Below are 18,446 nucleotides of genomic sequence, written 5' to 3'. Positions count from 1 at the left end.
CTATTTTAAATAGTAAAGAGGCGTTGTCCAAAATTATTCAGGAGTTTATTTATGAAAAAGCCTAAAAAACCGGCACCCAACGCGCAAAACAACTTGGTTGCCAAGCACGCACATCAGTTTAACAAAACCCAAATATTCCGCGACAAAACCCAATATCGCCGCAAAGCTAAACACCCCGGCAGGGAGCCTTTACCGATGATGTCCATGGACGTTATCGGTAAAGGCTTCTCGATCGAAATAACCTATCCCTTTTCCGCTTTTTCCGCGCACTGAATGCACAAATTGGCAAAAGGTAAAACCTTCAGCCGCTCTTTGTTAATCTTCGCCCCGCAGATTTCGCAAAAACCGTATTCGCCATCGTCTATCCGATCAATGGCGTGCCTGACTTTAACCATCTCCGCCCGGGTCGTATTGCCTATATAATCCAATACTTCGTCATTCTCGGTTTGCACGGCCTGTTCGCCGAAATCTTGCGATAACGGCTCATCGGTATGTTTGACGTCCTCGGTAATTTTGCTCAAGCGCTCGTCAAGCTCCTCGAGCATTTCGATCAAATTTTCGCGGACTTCCTCGTATTCACTCACAGTTCTACCCTGACATTAATTTTAAACTATAGTTTTAGATAGCATAGTACCATTAACTTCGGCATTCATTCTCATGAGACTTTATGCAGCAATTCCCAATTTGAGAATAAAAAGGGTGCGGAGTGTGCTTGGCGAGGATGTCGGCGGCAGGGGCAGATTTTTGCTCCTCGGCAATTGCTGAGTTACAAGGATGTAACGAATGCAGAAAATGCAGGAGCATTTTTCTGCCCTGCATCGCCTAAAGCGCCTACTGTTGGTGCCCTAATACACGCCATCCTTGGCGTTTAGCCGCCGCCAAGCCCCCATGGATGGGTTTACGGCGTTCCTCGACTGGCATACCCCGCACCCTGAACACGGAGAAATTTCTCAAACTGAGAGTTGCTGGACTTTATGTTAATCGGTCACGAAGAACAGATTATCGTCTCGTTTGCCCTTACTAGGGCGCGGGGCGGGTTATTCAACCCGCTCCGAACGTTATGGTTTGCTTTGGGCATAATCGAAACGTTCAGGACAGGGTTTGTAACCCTGTCCTGTATAGGACGGGCAATCCGGTGTCGAATTTTTATCTACGATGCTGTATATGATGACACCATTACAAAAAAATTAATAATCCACTTCGCACATCAATCATCTCCTCATGCAAAACCCAATCACTCCTTTGCTGGAATCCGCCAATCGAATCATTCTCGGAAAACAACATCAAATCCGTTTAGCCCTATGTTGCCTTTTGGCTCGAGGCCATCTATTGATCGAAGACATACCCGGCGTCGGCAAAACCACGCTCGCGCATACTCTAGCTAAATTGCTGGGCTTAAATTATCAACGCATTCAATTTACCAGCGATATCCTGCCGGCCGATATTATCGGCGCATCGATATTCGACCCGGAAGAACGCAGTTTCAAATTTCATCCGGGGCCGATCTTCAATCAAATGATTCTGGCCGATGAAATCAACCGCTCGACGCCCAAAGCACAAAGCGCCTTATTGGAAGCCATGGAGGAACAACAAGTCACGGTCGAAGGCAAAACCTATCACTTGCCCTCGCCGTTTTTCGTGATCGCAACGCAAAACCCCGCTCATCAAATCGGCACATTCCCCTTGCCCGAATCGCAACTGGACCGATTTTTGATGCGCATCGAACTGGGTTATCCGAACCGCAACGCGGAGCGGGAATTATTGAGCGGACAGTCGCGTTATCATTTGATTGAAAACCTTCAAACCGAATTACCGCCAGAACAGCTCAAAAACATCCAACAACTCGTCAACACCGTGCATGTTTCAAGCGCATTGCTGGATTACTTGCAAAACATCATCACCTTTACCCGTGAATTCCCTGATTACCCTTGCGGTCTGTCGCCGCGTGCCGGCTTATCCCTGCTCAACGCAGCCAAGGCCTGGGCGTTCATGGACAGTCGCGATGCAGTATTACCTGAGGATGTACAAGCAGTGCTCCCTGCTGTCGCAGGCCATCGCCTGCGTTCCGCCAGCCAGGATTCCGGCGCGGTCGTCGCACCGATACTCGAGCGAGTGAACGTGCTTTGAATACCTTGTCGATCAAGGACCGTTTTCGGTTAAGCCGTTTTTTTGCCGGCGAAAACCCGTCCGACGAAGCCATTTCACTGAATCAGCGCCGAATATTTATTTTACCGTCCAAGCGAGGCCTGAGCTTTGTCGTATTAATCCTACTGTTGCTGCTGATCGCGTTCGTCTATAACAATAACCTCGCCTATTTTCTAACTTTCTTGCTGGCCAGCGTATTTTTTATCGGCATCCTACACAGCTACAAAGCCTTAGCCGGCCTGATCATTCAAAAAGGGCAATGCAAGCCGGTATTCGCCGGCGAACGCGCAGTATTCGAAATTCATATCGACAATCCGATCCCTGTTCCACGGCTCAGTCTCGAAATCGATTTGTATGACAAAACACAAATGACTCTTGCTCCCTACGAGAAGAAAGCTGTTAGATTGTATGCTCCGACCGAACGCCGAGGCCATCAACCCTGTGGCACGATCACCCTATCGAGCGGCTATCCGCTCGGCTTGTTCCGCGCCTGGTCGCCGTTGCGTTTTAACCTGTCGGTGTTGGTTTACCCGAAACCCTGGCCCCAAGAGATCCCGTTTCCCGAAACCGGCGGCGGAGCATCGGATCAAGGTAAAACCGAAAAAGGAACCGACGACTTTTACGGCCTCCAAGAATATCAACGCGGGGATTCGATTAAACGCATTCATTGGAAAGCCTATGCGAAAGGTCAAGGTCTTTTCAGCAAGCAATACAGCGGCGAGCAAGGCGATGAATTGTGGCTCCATTACGAAGCCAGCGCCGGTTACGGCAACGAGGAACGCCTGAGCCGGCTGTGCCGCTGGGTTCTCGATGCGGAAAAAGCCGGGCTTCGTTACGGCCTTAAACTACCCGGCCAAAAAATAGGCCTCGGCATCGGTCCCGCGCACCGGGCGCGTTGTCTTGAAGCGCTCGCCTTGTTTTAGATTATGCTGGCCAGTATCGAAAAAAACATTTTACTCTTTCTGCTGATTTCGGTCGGATTGATTGCGCTACCGCACATTTATCATATCCCGGCTTCGATTTTCGGATTCTTTGTATTGCTGCTAACTTGGCGCTTCATCGGCATTTGGAAACCGAGTTGCTTGCCCGGCAAATTATTGCTGTTTTTGTTGACCGTAGGCGGCCTCGTCCTGCTTTATTCGCAGCACCAAGGACTCTTCGGCCGCGATGCCGGAACCCGACTGTTCATGACCGCACTGGCATTGAAGCTACTCGAAATCAGGCAAGAACGCGATTTGTATTTGATTGTCTTTCTGGCTTTCATCGTCGCCGCTTCGCAATTTTTGTATGAGCAGAGCATCGCCATGGCGGGCTATATCTTGTTCGTTTGCTGCGTGCTACTAGGCACGCTGGTCGCAATCAATAGCCGCCGGCAAAATACCTTAAATGCGCTGAAAACATCGGCCGTCATCCTGGCGCAAGCGCTGCCTCTAGCGATCGTGCTGTTCGTTTTTTTTCCGAGAGTCGAAGCGCCGCGCTGGATGCTGTTCGAAGACAAAAGCCGAGCTAAAACAGGGCTCAGCGACAGCATGGAACCCGGCTCGATTAGCGACCTCGGCTTTTCGGACGAACTGGTATTCCGCGTCCGCTTTCAAGGCCCGATACCGCCGAATGCGCAGCGCTATTGGCGCGGCCCGGTGTTTTCCGTCACCGACGGCAAACGCTGGACCGCAGCAAAACGCTACACCTATACGGCCGCCGCCGAACCGGACTTCAGCGAACCGGCTTATCGCTATACGCTATTACTCGAACCTCAAAATAACAACTGGGTCTTCGCGCTGGAAATGGCCGGCGACTACCCGTCGCAACTACACATGAATTCGGAATATTTGCTGACTCGAAGCGGCAACCCCGACAAGCGCGCCGAATACCCTTTTACGTCTTATCCCAGTTACCGCACCGGAGAGCTCAGCGGTCACAAATTACGCACCAATACACAGTTACCGGGACCGGCTTCCCAAAAAATCACCTCGCTAATCAAACGACTCGGCGGCTTCGATAAGCAACCCGAACAATTCGTCGACCGTGTTCTACAACATTTCAACCGAGAAAATTTCAGTTACACGCTGACTCCACCACTAATGGAAGACAACCCGATCGAAACGTTTTTATTCGAAACCCGAAGCGGATTTTGTAGTCATTATGCGGCCGCCTTCACCTACCTGATGCGTGTTGCGAACATTCCTGCACGCGTCGTCACGGGCTATCACGGCGGGGTCTTGAACCCGGTCGGCAATTTTTTGGAAATAAGACAAGCCGACGCCCATGCCTGGACCGAAGTCTGGCTGGAAAACAGAGGCTGGGTGCGCGTCGACCCGACGGCCGCAGTCGCGCCGGAAAGGATCGAACAAAACGTCAATATCGAACAACAAATTGCCAGCCGCAACATCAGTTTTTTCTCCGCCGACAGTGAGTTGGCACGACAGCTCGACTGGCTTAAGCAAGCCAGGCAATTATGGAGCAGCGTCGATTACAACTGGCAGCGCTGGGTCATCAATTATCATTCCGCCAATCAGACCCAATTTTTAGCCTCACTTGGCATCGAATCGTTAAAACAAATGCTATTTTGGCTAGTCGGACTAGGTGCCCTATTCACCGCAATACTCAGTTGGCTATTGTTATCGCGTAAGGAAAGAACCGCCGACAAGGTATTGCGCTGCTATCGCAGGTTCTGTACACGGCTCGGCAAGGCCGGACTAAAAAGGAACGCGGGCGAAGGGCCTATCGATTTCGCAAAACGGAGCAAGAAAGCGTATCCGGAGCAAGCCGAGGCGATAGACGAAATCACCGGCTTGTTCATCAAATTACGCTATCAAAAAGAATCGTCGCAAGCAGACTTGAGCCGGCTAAGCGAACGAGTCGACCAACTTAAGATTCGCCGAAGATAACCGGAAAATAAAATTGTCACGTCGTCGACATGACAATATGACAATTTCCATAAAGCTTTGAAACGATTAAAATGCATCGCCGGTATTGCAATAAGTCACGAAGATGATATTAATGCATTTTTATTAAATAGTTAGTTAAGCGGGAAGAGTACACGATGGACACGCTAGACATGTTGATATTTTATTCCTTTAATTTAGGAATTTTTACGCTCGTTTTTTTTATCGCCGGAATGATCAAACCGAAATGGCCGCTGTTTTTTATGAAAGAGCCGACTCGGTTTTTGGTAGTTGGCATTACCACCGTCATGATCATGGTCGTTCTGACCATGTACGGAGAAGGCAATCGCAAGATTCGTGCGGAACAAGAAAGGCTTGAACGATTCAAGATGGTAGGAACGAGCCAAGAGCCCGAAACGCCGAGCCCATCGGAAGTCAAACCCAAAAAAACCAAGCCGAAAAAACAGGTTGCTCCAGAGGACGAAATTCCTCAGTTTGATTCAGTGCAAGATGCCATCAAGGCCTTTGAAGAAAAACAATGATCGTATAGACCCCACTGCCATTAAGTTAACGTAAATCCGTTATTCCGGCGGCGACTAATTGACAAGCATGGCATGAATGCAAATTTTGCATCACGCCATGCTTGGCGTGTATTAGAGCACCAACAGTAGGCGCTTTAGGCGATGCAGGGCAGAAAAATGCTCCTGCATTTTCTGCATTCGTTACATCCTTGTAACTCAGCAATTGCCGAGAAGCAAAAATCTGCAAACGCCATGGATGGCGTGAACGCAGATTTTGCAGGAGCAAAAATCTGCCCTGCCGCCGACACCTGTCAATCGAGCAACCTTACCCTCCTTTCAACAATTCGCTCAATATTGAAAAAAGCAAGTTATTTAGAGCTATATCCTTTGGTTTCTGCTGACTTTGAGCTCAAATGGGTATCAACTATTAACGCGAACATAGCCATAAAAAACGATAGCTCAACGCCATCGATTTTGGCAGCATAGACTGTTCAAGCAGATCATCTGCTGTAAATGACTCCAAAATTAAATAACCTAACACGCTCCGGTGATTTATGAAACTGTCCGACTACCGCATCGAACCCGCCGATTATAAAGCCGATTTCAAGGATCTTCGCGCTGTGCGCGACTCGGTTTTCATCATCGAACAACACCTCCCCGCCGATCTCGAACAAGACGGTAAAGACCCGCACAGCCATCATGTCATCGCCCGCGACAATCACCATAACCCGGTCGGTACAGGCAGACTGACGCCGGAAGGGCAAATTGGCCGAATCGCCGTATTACATCAGTGGCGTAATCAAGGCGTTGGACAATCGCTATTAAGAGTGCTCATCGAAAAAGCACAAAAGCAAGGACTCAACCAAATAACCCTCGAAACACCAGCGAGCGCTAGCGGGTTCTTTCAAAAATTCGGATTTATCGGTGAAGGAGAAGCATTTAACGTAGCCGGCAATGAATTTCAGCGCATGAGCATGACGCTTACGCCGCTTGCCGAAAGAAGACGGCAGTCCGCGAAGCCGCGCGAGACATCGGTACCGGCAGAAAAACTCGATAACCTGGAAGCCCACCTCGAGTCGGCCATTCGACTTATAACCGAAGCACGACGCCAAATCTGCATTTATACCCGCGACTTGGAACATGGTTTATACGGACACAACGACGTCGTCGAAGCGTTTAGACAATTCGCAATCAACAGCCGTGACGGTTGCGTTCAAATCATAGTTCAAGACACGTTTGCCGCGCGCGGCAAACCCCATGCGTTAATCGACTTGGCGCAAAGACTGCCTTCGTCGTTTCAATTGCGAACACCGGTCGAACGGGAAGACCAGCAATACTCATCGGCATTTCTAATCAACGACCGAGACGGTTACTTGTTTCGACTCAATGCAGAACGTTACCAAGGCGAATGGAGCCCCAATCATCCCGCCCGAAAAAAACAACTCTACGAAGAGTTCGACCGCATCTGGCAACGCTGCCGCCCCTGCACCGAATTTCGGGCGCTCGGAATCTGAAGATAAATCCGCAACTAAGGTTCCGGTTTTTTTAGCCGTATCACGCACTACGTGCATCCCACCAAAAAAAGGGGTCAGGTTTAATTACAAAATAAACCCGACCTTTTTTTCAATCTCACCCGACTCCTTTGCTAAGCTTCTCCTGTAGAATCTCAATTTTTTCACTCATTTGTTTAGAATCTTATGAAATACCCGTTATTACTGGCCGCGCTGCCTGCCGCTTTATCCACCCTCAACGTCGCCGCCGAAGAAGTCGGCTGCGTCACCACCGCTTGGAAGCTAATCGGCGCTAACCATAAGGTTTGCGTGCAGGCATTCGATGATCCAAAAGTCCAGGGCGTCAGCTGCCACATTAGTCAAGCGAAGACCGGAGGCGTCGCGGGCGCATTTGGCTTGGCCGAAGATCCGTCCCAGTTTTCGATTGCCTGCCGGCAAGTTGGGCCGATCGTGATCAAAGGGAAGTTGCCGGACCAGGAAACCGCATTCAGTGAAAATACCTCGGTTTTGTTTAAGGAAACACGCGTTACGCGGTTGTTCGATCGTAAGCGCAATACGCTTGTGTATATTGCCGTCAGCCGAAAGTTAATCGACGGTGCGCCGGCCAACAGCCTGTCCACCGTGCCGATCATGCCTTGGCGGGAGTAATGCCGGTAATCGGCAAAACCGGGTTGATCCCGCGCAACCGGGCCGGCAAAGAACGTCCAAAACGGCCAGCAAGCCAAAACCACAAAGCTTCCGGCAACGACGAGACGGCTTTGCCCGCCAGACAAATGCAAAAAGATAAAAAAGGGGTCGTGTGTAATAGTTCTTTCGGTTAATTAAACCCGCCCCCTTTTTCCGCGTCGATCCCCAAGCCCTACTATCCCTAGCCCGGTAGCGCACGTCCTTGTGCTTTTATGCGTTTTTTAGCGGATGTCGATCGAACCGGTTGTCGCCACAGAATCCCTGCCGATCGCTTGCGTGTTGGTCAATGTGTTTTTCGATGCGTTGATCAGCGTCGATTTCTCGACTTTCGAGCCGACGACGCTGATCGAGCCGGTGCTGGCGGCGCTGTTGCGGCCGATCGCCTGAGTATTGGTCAACGTATTTTTTGACGCGTTGATCAATGTGGATTTTTCGATTCTGGAGCCTTCGGCCATGGCTGTGCCGGCGACGATTGACATTAAAACGACTGCTGCTAAAGATACTGTTTTCATGATGGTTTCCCCTTGGTACTTGTTGGTATGGTTCGTTCAAGCGTTTCGTTGAACTTGGGTACAGTATCCCGATTTGCAGATAAAAAAGCGGTGATCGAGTCACGCCGTTTGTGTGATTTATTCACCGGCTAGCGAATCGAACGGGCATCGTTGGTTGAATACGCAACTCGTCCGCTTCCGAATTGCTCAACCTTTCTTATAATTTGGTCATAAATAACTTCCCTATATTTGATTTAGGGCAGGCAGATTCGGTTGCTAAATTGACAAGTGTCAGCGGCAGGACAGATTTTAACTCCTGCAAAATCTGCATTCATGCCATCCTTGGCAATCAGTCACAGCCGTTAAGCGGACGTATTCACCCAGCACCTAAAATCCACAATGGATAATTGTCTTGGATAGTTTATTAGGTGCAGGGCCTGTCAAGTGAGTTGCCGAACCCACAACAAAGCTCATAGCTCCAGGACGTTATTTATCACGTAAACCCTAGCTGTTAAGACACAGCCTCTGCCGAGACTATTCATTGTAGATACTATCGATTAAATCTTTAAACCAACGGGGACGGAAAACCATGATATACAGCATCAGAGATTCTAATATCGGCAACGGTATTATGTGTAAAACAATCAATACCAATAAAAAAACAATACAGATTATCAATCTTGTAAAAGAGGTTGATTTATTCATTATTGAGCTCCCGGTTATTATTTATTATTCCCAAAGAATAGTGTTTAAAACCATCGCGCCTTTGCTTGCCAATTGAGCCGTAATTATACCTTTCGCACTTCAAATTTCGGCAGTGCCGGAGGAGGCCTCGGGGTGCTCGGTAAAGGCTTTGCCAGCATGGAGCTGGCATAGAGCCTACATGGACGTATTCACGGCGTCCTTTAACGGGCACCCCGAGGCCGAATTTTCATCTACGATGAGTATATTCACATCCCCTCTATCGTACCCACGCTCCAGAGTGGGAATGGAGACCGAGACGCTCTAGCGTCTCGCACCGCTGGAACGCTAATTGCCAGGGAACTGAATATTTACGTTGAACCGCGTGTGACTTCCGGTCTTATAATTCCGATAGGCGCCAATTCTACGATGCATTTTCGGCTTTATTCATCATATCGGCATGAATTGCCGATATCCAAATGAAGCAAGCATTACTATCAGGCACCGGATTCCGACAATATCCGGCGAAATGACGCATTATTTCCTTAAGTTAGCGCCTTTGTTTATAATTCCGCCCGGCGCAACAATTGGGCGTTCAACGCCACGATCACCGTGCTGGCCGACATCAGCACTGCGCCGACCGCCGGCGCGAGCAGGATTCCGGCCCATGCCAGAACGCCCGCCGCGAGCGGAATCGCGACGATGTTGTAGCCCGCGGCCCACCACAAATTCTGCACCATCTTACGATAGGTCGCCTTGCTCAGATTGACGATCCTCGACACGTCGCGCGGGTCCGAACGCACCAAGACCACATCGCCGGCCTCGACCGCGACATCGGTGCCTGCACCGATCGCAATACCGGCATCGGCGGTCAACAAGGCCGGCGCATCATTGACACCATCGCCGACCATCGCGACGCGCTTGCCTTGAGCCTGCAACTCTTCGATACGCTTTACCTTGTCTTCGGGCAACACTTGAGCGAACACCGTGTCGATGTTCAATTCCTTAGCAACAGCGTCGGCAACCGCTTGCGAATCGCCGGTCAACATCGCGACTTCGATGCCGGCTTCATGCAACAGGCGCACCGCTTCGCCGGAAACGGGACGAATCGCATCGGCGATCGCAAAGACCGCCAAAATTCTATCCCCTTCAATGAGATAAATCGCCGCCTGGCCAGATTCGCCAAAGCGGTCGGCGGCGTTCGCCAGGGCTTGCGGTATTTCGCTGTCGAGCGTGTTTAGCAAAGCCGGCCCGCCCACCTGGAGTTTGCGCCCTTCGACGACAGCCTCCACACCTCGGCCGGGGATTGCCTGAAATTCCTGCGCTGAGGGCCATTCAATTTCGGCTTCTTCGGCACTCTTGAGTAAGGCTCTCGCAATCGGATGTTCCGAATCGCGTTCAACCGCCGCCGCAAGACGTAAGGCTTCGTCGGGCTCGACGCCTTCGTCCGTCATCGTTTCGACGACGCGGTGCTCGCCCAAGGTAAGCGTGCCGGTCTTGTCGAATACCACGATATCCAGATTACGCGCCTCCTCCAATCCCCGGCGATCGCGCACCAACAATCCGCCGCGCGCACCCAATGTCGTCGAAATCGCAATCACGAGCGGCACAGCAAGCCCCAAGGCATGAGGACAGGCAATGACCAAAACCGTCACAACCCGCGTCACGGTAAAATCCGTCGTCGCGCCGACCAGAGTCCACGCAATGAATGTCAAAGCGCCTGAAACGATCGCGACCAGCGTCAGATAAAACGCCGCGCGGTCCGCCAAGGCCTGAGCCCGGGAGCGCGAAGTTTGAGCCTGATCGACCAAGCGCATGATACCGGCCAAAGCGGTCTTATCTCCGGTGCCGGTGACTTCGATGCGCAAGGAGCCTTCGCCGTTGACCGTGCCGGCAATCACTTCATCGCCCTCGCCTTTCGTCACCGGCTCGGATTCACCGGTAATCAATGCCTCATTGACCGAACTCTTACCGCTTTTGACGACGCCGTCGGCCGGAACCGCAGCACCGGGACGGATCAACAACAAATCGCCGTCCTGCAAGCGGTCGACCGTGACCTCTTCGGTTTTATCTCCATCGACCAGCCTTAGCGCCGTATCCGGCAGCAACTTCGCCAATTCCTTTAGAGCTCCCTGAGCCTGGAAGATCGAACGCATTTCTATCCAATGCCCCAGCAGCATGATCGCCACCAGACTTGCCAATTCCCACCACAGCGCATGCCCCTTGAAACCGAACGTGACGGCCAGGCTGTACAAAAAAGCGACACTGATCGCCAGCGAGATCAAGGTCATCATGCCCGGCAGGCGGCTTTGCAATTCGCGCCAGCCGCCTTGTAAAAACACCCAACCGCCGTAAAAATAAACCAGTGTGCCGAAAACGGCCGAGACATACCCCGACCCCGGAAAAGCCGGCGCCGTATACGACAACCAGCGCTGCAGTCCCTCGCTCCAAATCAGCGTCGGAACGGCCAGCGCCAACGTCAGCCAAAATTTGTCCCGAAACATCTCCACGCTATGGCCTGCGTGTTTGTCGTGTCCGGCATGGTTTTTGTAGGCCGAATGAGAATGGCTGTCGTTTCTATCAGATTTCGAAGCCCCTGCATGAGGCGCCTGATGTTTACTATGCTCGTGCGGATGTTTCATGATTGCGACCCCTCCTCCGTTTTTACTTAATGGATGGATTTCGTTCTCGCGCGAAGGCGATAGGGCGCATAGTGTCTATGTTCAAATGCACCGGGTGCGAAGTGTTCAGCTCAAACGGCTTGAATAGCGTAATACCGATTTCGCATCTTTTCTCCGCGGTCCTACGCCCCTCGGCGAGTTCTTTTTTTCTTTTCGTTAACCAGCCCTCAGCTTCTTCAAAACCGTGCGCAAGATGCCGCCGTCTCGGTAATATTGAATTTCGATCGGCGTATCGATGCGGCTGACGGCCTTGAAGGACGTAACGCTCCCGTCCGGAGCGCTTGCGGTCACGTCGACAATTTGTTGCGGAACCATGTCGTCGGCAATCTCCGCCGTAACGATTTCGTCGCCCTTCAGGCCTAGATTTTGTGCCGATTCGCCGGACATAAACTGCAACGGCAAAATCCCCATGCCGATCAAGTTGCTGCGATGGATTCTTTCGTAACTTTCCGCAATGACCGCCTTGACGCCCTGCATGAACGGGCCTTTCGCGGCCCAATCTCGGGACGACCCGGAACCGTATTCCTTGCCCGCCAGAATGCACAGCGGTATTCCTGCATCTTTGTACTTCATCGCGGCATCGAAAAAGGTCATTCGTTCGCCGCTGGGGTGATGAATCGTGACATTGCCTTCGGAACCCGGAACCAACAGATTATGGATACGCACATTGGCAAATGTGCCTCTGCACATCACCTGATCGTTGCCGCGACGCGAACCGTAACTGTTCCAGTCTTTCCGTTCGACGCCCTTTTCGAGCAAATACAATGCCGCCGGCGAATCGGGCGCTATCTGCCCGGCCGGAGAAATGTGGTCGGTCGTGACCGAATCGCCGAACAGCGCCAATACCCGCATGTCGGCGAGACGGCCGATGGTTTCGGGACCACCGCTCAACCCTTCGAAGAACGGCGGCTTTCTGATATAAGTCGACTGATCGTTCCATTGATAGCGCTCCGAACCTGCAACCTCGATCGCCTGCCAGGCTTGGGTACCGGTGAAAACGTCGGCGTAACGCTCCCGGAACATTTCCGGTGTGACAAATTTTCGAACGACTTCATCGATTTCCTCGGTCGTCGGCCAAATATCTTTCAGGAACACCGGTTTGCCGTCGGAATCTTCGCCGATGGCGTCACTTGATATATCGACAGCGGTCGATCCCGTCAGCGCGTAGGCCACTACCAGCGGCGGCGAGGCGAGATAATTGGTTTTGGTGAGTGGATGCACGCGGCCCTCGAAATTCCGATTGCCGGACAACACCGCCGAAACGACCAAGTCATTGTCGACAATAGCCTTTTCCACCGCTTCATCGAGCGGGCCGGAATTGCCGATGCAGGTCGTGCAGCCGTAGCCGACCAGATAAAAGCCCAGTGCTTCCAGATAAGGCAGCAGCCCGGATTGTTTCAAATACTCGGTCACCACCAGCGACCCGGGCGCCAGTGAAGTCTTGACATAATTTTTGACTTTCAGCCCTTTCTCGACGGCTTTCTTGGCGACCAGGCCGGCGCCGAGCATCACGGAGGGATTACTGGTGTTCGTACAAGACGTGATCGCGGCGATCACGACGGCGCCGTGCGTGATCGTTTCGCAGGCGCCTTGGCTCGAAACCACGCCGCAGCGATCGAGATCGCTTTCGGCAAGGCCCATGCCGCGAATGCCGACCGGCGCGGTCAGCGTCTGCCGGTAAGTCGGCCCGACTTGGCTCAGCGGAATTCGGTCCTGCGGACGCTTGGGTCCGGCCAGCGATGGCTCGATTTCGCCGAGATCGACTTCCAGCGCGCGGGTAAACTCGGGCTCCGGCGCATCGTCGGTGCGAAACAACCCTTGTAGCTTGGCATAGCGCTCGGTGAGCTCGATTTGTTCGGAACTGCGCCCGGTGAGACGCATATAGCCCAAAGCCACCGCATCGACCGGGAAAAAACTCACGGTCGAACCTTGCTCAGGCGCCATGTTGCTAATGGTCGCACGGTCGGGAATACTGAGTTGGGACAAGCCGGAACCGTAAAACTCGACAAATTGACCGACGACACCGAACTGCCGGCACAACTCGGTTATGCGCAGCACCAGATCGGTCGCTGTCACGCCAGGCGGCAGTTTTCCGGTCAATTTGATTCCGACCACGTCCGGCTCGAGCATGTAAATGGGCTGATCCAGAATGACCGCCTCGGCCTCGATGCCGCCAACACCCCAGGCCAGCACGCCTAGTCCGTTGACCATCGGCGTATGCGAATCGGTGCCGACGCAACTGTCGGGATAACACAGATTGTCGTTTTTGTTGTGAAAGACGACTTGAGCCAGATATTCGAGATTGACTTGATGAACGATTCCGGTGGACGGCGGCACCACGCGCAGATTTTGAAAGGCCGATTGCCCCCATTTCAGGAATTCATAGCGTTCCCGATTGCGTTGAAACTCGACCGCTTCATTCATCGGCAAGGCATTGGCTTTACCGAAATAATCGACCTGCACCGAATGATCGATCACCAGATCGCAAGGGATGAACGGATTGATTTTTTTCGGATCGCCGCCCAATTCGCTCATTGCATCGCGCATCACGGCTAAATCGACCAACGCTGGCACTCCGGTAAAGTCCTGCAGGATGACCCGCGCCGGTTTGTAGGGAATTTCTCGCCTGGAACCTTGCGCCTGCCAACCGGCGAGTCCGAGCACATGGTCTTCGGTGATCGAATAACCGTCGCAGTTTCGCAACAGGCTTTCGAGCAGACTTTTTATCGTATGCGGCAAGCGGGCAAGGTCGGCGGCGCCGGCGGACTCTAAACTCGCAAGACAGTAATAGGACAACGGACTTGCTCGATCAGGATTCAATAACTGCCGTGCGCCGAAAGGATCGATTAAATTCATGGCGGATACCCTCTTTCGAAGTCGGGAATTTAATTTTTGTATACCACACTTCTGCCGGATATAACACCGCTTTATCGTTTTTGATGTCTTCGGCCCCCTAATCAACCTGTCACTTATCCGAGCGAAGATGTTTTTTTATTGTCCGGCTATCTAGCCCTACGATCCGGGCAACCGCCTCGAAACTTTCTAGCCGCTCATACAAAAATCGACAATAGTTTTGCAGCAATTGCTGCGCCGAATAATAATCGCCGGCTTCGTTCCGAAACCCAGTTTGCTCGTTTCCAGCCTGAGGTTTAGGCGCTTGATAGGTACCGGTCAGGCAGATACGCCGTATGCATTGTTCTAATTCTCTAACGTTGCCGGGCAAGTGATAATCCAGATGTCTCGAGGCATGTGGTCGCCTAACCACACAAAAAAACACATCATTCGATAACATTTTATGGAGGCCATTATGCGCACGACGGTTGTTTTAGATGATGAATTACTCGAAAAAGCCCAAACCTTAACCAAATCTAAAAGAACAATCCAGCCTCATCAAAGAAGCCTTGAAAGCCCTTATTGAACGCGAGAGCGCCAAGCACCTAGCCAGCTTAAGCGTTATTGCCCCTGATTTGCAGCCCATCCCGCGCCGGTAAACCGAGTTGTAACAATGCCGGTATTAGGCCATCCGTTTGTCCGGGGTGAATTAGCGTTAGGTAATTTACCGCAACGCTATACCCTTTTGGGGCTATTGGATAACTTGCCGGTAGCGTTCGGTGAGTAAATCAAACGGTTTATTGACGCGAATGCCTCGTTTGGTTTAGACATCGGTTTTGTCGATGTGCATCTGCTAGCCTCTGCAAAATTAAAAGCTAGACCCTTTAACTCGATCGGTGGCGGATCTCATGGCCATTATTCAGACGCTGAAAAAAAGCAGGCCGGCCTGCGCATTCTTAACCTTGAGCATGGATACGCAGACGCCCACCGGCAAGCTGATGCTGACCGTCTTGGGCGGCGTCGCACAATTCGAGCGGGAAATCATGCTGGAAAGGCAGCGGCCAAAGTGGCCGAAGGTCATACCCAAAGACCTGCGTAACTTTGGGCGCTAGGCGGTATTTCCGTACATATGGAGTCAAATTTGGACACAGTTAGCGTAAACCAGCTTAGAGATCAACTAAGATCCCTTGTAGAGCATGTAGTTACTAATCATGCCCCCTAAAGGAAACTCGTAGGGCCGGCGAAGCTTTTGCGGTTATGAGTGCAGACGACTAGGAGCAAGAACAGGAAACTCTCTATGTTCTTCAGAACAACAGCCCAATGAAACAGATAGCCGATTCAATGGCAACGCACAACGAATAACAGTTCACGAATTCAAGACCCGTCTTACTAACACCGGGCCAACCGATTCAAAGATAATGGTAGAGAAAACCACAACCGGGAGAATGGTGTCGCGGACTTCCGGAAACTGCTCGGCTGCCAGCAACGCCATACCAATTGCTATACCTGCCTGTGGCGTCAGAGCCAAGCCAATATTGCGGGGGAGTGTTTTCTGCTCAGCTCTGATAAACAACACTGCGAGAAAGCCGCCAAACATACGGCCTGCCAGTCGTAAGATAATATAAAGGACTGTCAACCCGACCACATCAACTACTTTATACAGATCAATGCTGGCGCCGGAGAGCACAAAAAAGAATACCAAAAACGGCCATTCTATATGCTCAATCTCCCGGAAGGATCGAGTATGGTGGGATGAGAGGTTTGCCACCATAGCACCGGCGACCATGGACGCCAAAAGTGAAGACACATCCAGCAATGAGGATAACCCTGTAAGTAAAAGAATTACAGCAATTGCTTCGACCTGGGTCGGTTCTCCTGGTCGGAGACGACCGGTAAGCCAAGCCGCTGGCAGGCCGATCAACACGCCAAGGACTATTGCTCCGCCAAGCTCCCAAAAGGCGTATAGCAAAGCCTGCTGTCCGTTGCTACTCAGCACCCATCCAAGAACTGCCATACAGAGCCCGAATACAACAATACCCCAAGCATCATCGATGGCTACGATGCCCAGCAACACCTTGGCTCGTAAGCGGGTGTCCCCGCTTTCCCTGATGGTTTCACTGACAGCCGCGGGATCGGTCGCGACTGAAAGGGCAGCCAGCGAGATTGTAATTGCAAGGGGAAATTTCAGCATCAGTAAACCGGCGGCAACCATAAATCCACTAACTGCAGTCACGAACAGTGAGATCACCAGAATCAATGGCCCGGTAAACCGCAGCCGGTAGATCTTCAATTCGCTACCCAGCAGAAAGGCCACCATAACCAGGGCTAACGTGATCAGCGGTTCACTTAGCCCGTCCAGCAAAGGTCCACTCTGATTGCCCAGGCATACCTGCTGCACAAAAGCAATCCCGACCCCGACCAGTACCAGAATCGATATCCGTGGCACGCTGGTGCGTTTAGCCAGAGTATCGGCAAAAATGCTGATGGACAGAATAACACCCATCAGAACAATGTTCAGTGTGGATTGGTTAAAATTTATGGATAGCCAGCCGTGAAAGTAATCAATCATATGGACTACTCGATCTTTGTCTTCGCGAAATCACTTCATTATTTGACGAAACACATAACCGTTCACATAACCGGCAGAAAAAAGCAGAGCGAGGAACGAGCGGCGCTTTTGCTGCCCGAGTGCATTTGATTGCTATGTTATTTTGTTTACCAATAAACGGGGTCATTGAATTCCTTGACGCACGCAGGACGTCCATTAATAGTTGGAATTGACCCTCCCGATAAAGATTGGCCGAGCCAACCGAATGGCATTGAAAGCTTTAGCGGTGCCTGAATAACATTTTCTGAAAGTGGCAGAAACCCCACCTTTGAATAAAAGGATGGGGAGCCATATGTGACAGCAACATTCACAGAGCGTTTTTTGAGTTCATTAAGCCCATAATTGATTAGTGCCTGTCCGATACCTTTTTCCTGATGCTCAGTGCTCACTGCAACCGGGGCGAGCATGTAAACCTGAATAGGTTCATGAAACTGAAGGCGCGTAAAGAAAATAGAGCCTATGAGTGATTCATTTTCATAGACACCGAAACAGATTGTTTCTTCATTGTCGATGCTTGATGCCAACTCTGAAGAAAGATTGCCAATTAATATACCTTCCTTTTCTCCCTCTGATGAGGTGAATACAAAAGTAAACAAACCTGCCACCTCTTCTTGCTTTGATTTGTCGAGGGTTTTGTAATCCATGCTTTCCCTTTTTATATCTCAATGCTTGTTGGTTGCTGAACATAACAAGTTATTTTCTAGATCTGCATATCTTGTACAGTTAGACTCGCTCATTAGGTCAATTTCTTTCTGAAAGCCTTGTAGTTCTATATGGGATAACATATATTCCTGCCTTAAAACAACAATTAGAGAAAGTCTCGGCTCTCCATGAAGCCGACCTTAAAACCGATTATGCCGGTGTATTTTTACCGGATCAATTAGGAAAAAAATATAAAAATGCCGCTAAAGAGTTCATTTGGCAGTGGTTTCCCCCTCGACAACCGTTAACATGGGTCACGGAAACGCGAGAACGTAAGCGCTATCATATCCTGAGTCGGTGGTGCAGAAAGCGATTAAACGTGCAGTAAATGATGCTAAATTGACCAAACGGGCAACCGCCCATACTTTGCGGCATTCCATCGCCAGCCAATTATGACATTCACACTATTCAGGAATTACTGGGCACAGCGATGTCGGAACCACGATGATTTATACCCATACAGCCCTAATACACGCCATCCATGGCGTAATACAAAATCTGCATTCACGCTACATTGGCGTTTGAGTCGCCGCCAATCCTACGCGGACGTATTCACCCAACACCTAAATCCATAGTCCATTGGCTATGGTTAACTATCTTTGATATTTTAGGCACTGGGCCTGTCAAGCGAGCAACCGAACCAAGGCTAAGCTCCATATTTCCAGGAAGTTATCTGTCGCGAAACTCTAATGAAAAAAAACC

General features: G+C 51.0%; 16 protein-coding genes and 1 pseudogene. 10 read left to right on the top strand and 7 right to left on the bottom strand.

Annotated features, from left to right (window positions below; genetic code table 11):
- Positions 1-51: 51 nt before the first annotated feature.
- Positions 52-273 carry a hypothetical protein gene (locus ACINK7_RS02030; RefSeq protein ID WP_404359563.1) on the top strand — a complete coding sequence of 74 codons (222 nt, stop codon included), beginning with the start codon at positions 52-54 and terminating at the stop codon, positions 271-273.
- Here the strand turns inward: ACINK7_RS02030 and ACINK7_RS02025 are convergent.
- Positions 243-584 (bottom strand): TraR/DksA family transcriptional regulator, encoded by a 342-nt coding sequence (locus ACINK7_RS02025; protein ID WP_404359561.1) that lies wholly within the window; start codon positions 582-584, stop codon positions 243-245. The genes ACINK7_RS02030 and ACINK7_RS02025 overlap by 31 nt on opposite strands.
- A gap of 637 nt (positions 585-1,221) precedes the next feature.
- Here ACINK7_RS02025 and ACINK7_RS02020 point away from each other — a divergent pair.
- The 7 genes from ACINK7_RS02020 to ACINK7_RS01990 all read left to right on the top strand — a co-directional run bounded on the left by ACINK7_RS02020 (position 1,222) and on the right by ACINK7_RS01990 (position 7,710).
- Entirely contained in the window at positions 1,222-2,127 is a 906-nt protein-coding gene (locus tag ACINK7_RS02020; protein WP_404359559.1) for an AAA family ATPase, read from the top strand.
- Positions 2,124-3,068: a DUF58 domain-containing protein gene (locus ACINK7_RS02015; protein WP_404359557.1), complete on the top strand. Its 945-nt coding sequence runs from the start codon at positions 2,124-2,126 to the stop codon at positions 3,066-3,068. The genes ACINK7_RS02020 and ACINK7_RS02015 overlap by 4 nt, the downstream gene beginning before the upstream one ends.
- Positions 3,069-3,071: 3 nt before the next feature.
- On the top strand, positions 3,072-5,033 hold the full coding sequence (locus tag ACINK7_RS02010) for a DUF3488 and DUF4129 domain-containing transglutaminase family protein (protein WP_404359555.1): 1,962 nt from the start codon (positions 3,072-3,074) through the stop codon (positions 5,031-5,033).
- Between the two features lie 155 nt (positions 5,034-5,188).
- Complete coding sequence (locus ACINK7_RS02005) at positions 5,189-5,572, top strand: hypothetical protein (RefSeq protein ID WP_404359552.1); 384 nt, start codon at positions 5,189-5,191, stop codon at positions 5,570-5,572.
- Between the two features lie 141 nt (positions 5,573-5,713).
- Positions 5,714-6,037 (top strand): hypothetical protein, encoded by a 324-nt coding sequence (locus tag ACINK7_RS02000; RefSeq protein ID WP_404359550.1) that lies wholly within the window; start codon positions 5,714-5,716, stop codon positions 6,035-6,037.
- Between the two features lie 68 nt (positions 6,038-6,105).
- Positions 6,106-7,065: a GNAT family N-acetyltransferase gene (locus ACINK7_RS01995; RefSeq protein WP_404359548.1), complete on the top strand. Its 960-nt coding sequence runs from the start codon at positions 6,106-6,108 to the stop codon at positions 7,063-7,065.
- Positions 7,066-7,248: 183 nt separating this feature from the next.
- Positions 7,249-7,710, top strand: coding sequence for a CreA family protein (locus ACINK7_RS01990; protein ID WP_404359546.1), 462 nt, complete (start codon positions 7,249-7,251; stop codon positions 7,708-7,710).
- 260 nt (positions 7,711-7,970) lie between these two features.
- On the opposite strand, the gene ACINK7_RS01985 is transcribed toward ACINK7_RS01990, so the two are convergent.
- The 4 genes from ACINK7_RS01985 to ACINK7_RS01970 all read right to left on the bottom strand — a co-directional run bounded on the left by ACINK7_RS01985 (position 7,971) and on the right by ACINK7_RS01970 (position 14,894).
- Positions 7,971-8,261, bottom strand: coding sequence for a hypothetical protein (locus ACINK7_RS01985; RefSeq protein WP_404359544.1), 291 nt, complete (start codon positions 8,259-8,261; stop codon positions 7,971-7,973).
- Between the two features lie 1,223 nt (positions 8,262-9,484).
- Complete coding sequence (locus tag ACINK7_RS01980) at positions 9,485-11,563, bottom strand: heavy metal translocating P-type ATPase (protein ID WP_404359542.1); 2,079 nt, start codon at positions 11,561-11,563, stop codon at positions 9,485-9,487.
- Positions 11,564-11,758: 195 nt separating this feature from the next.
- Positions 11,759-14,458 carry an aconitate hydratase AcnA gene (gene acnA / locus ACINK7_RS01975; RefSeq protein WP_404359540.1) on the bottom strand — a complete coding sequence of 900 codons (2,700 nt, stop codon included), beginning with the start codon at positions 14,456-14,458 and terminating at the stop codon, positions 11,759-11,761.
- 109 nt (positions 14,459-14,567) lie between these two features.
- The gene (locus tag ACINK7_RS01970; RefSeq protein WP_404359538.1) at positions 14,568-14,894 is read right to left on the bottom strand and encodes a hypothetical protein; all 327 of its coding nucleotides are present in this window, start codon (positions 14,892-14,894) and stop codon (positions 14,568-14,570) included.
- A 3-nt stretch (positions 14,895-14,897) separates the two neighbouring features.
- On the opposite strand from ACINK7_RS01970, the gene ACINK7_RS01965 reads away from it, so the two are divergent.
- A complete protein-coding gene (locus tag ACINK7_RS01965) occupies positions 14,898-15,020 on the top strand; it encodes a type II toxin-antitoxin system VapB family antitoxin (protein ID WP_404359536.1) in 123 nt (40 codons plus the stop codon).
- A gap of 298 nt (positions 15,021-15,318) precedes the next feature.
- Positions 15,319-15,546, top strand: a pseudogene (locus tag ACINK7_RS01960) (recombinase family protein); the annotation flags it as partial.
- 254 nt (positions 15,547-15,800) lie between these two features.
- On the opposite strand, the gene ACINK7_RS01955 reads toward ACINK7_RS01960, so the two are convergent.
- On the bottom strand, positions 15,801-17,003 hold the full coding sequence (locus tag ACINK7_RS01955) for a cation:proton antiporter (protein WP_404359534.1): 1,203 nt from the start codon (positions 17,001-17,003) through the stop codon (positions 15,801-15,803).
- A gap of 146 nt (positions 17,004-17,149) precedes the next feature.
- Positions 17,150-17,686, bottom strand: coding sequence for a GNAT family N-acetyltransferase (locus tag ACINK7_RS01950; protein WP_404359532.1), 537 nt, complete (start codon positions 17,684-17,686; stop codon positions 17,150-17,152).
- Positions 17,687-18,446 lie beyond the last annotated feature (760 nt).

The sequence above is a fragment of the Methylotuvimicrobium sp. KM1 genome (assembly GCF_044788715.1).
GTDB lineage: Bacteria > Pseudomonadota > Gammaproteobacteria > Methylococcales > Methylomonadaceae > Methylotuvimicrobium.
The sequence above is the reverse complement of the archived record's forward strand: the minus strand, read 5'-3'. Positions and strand labels throughout refer to the sequence as shown.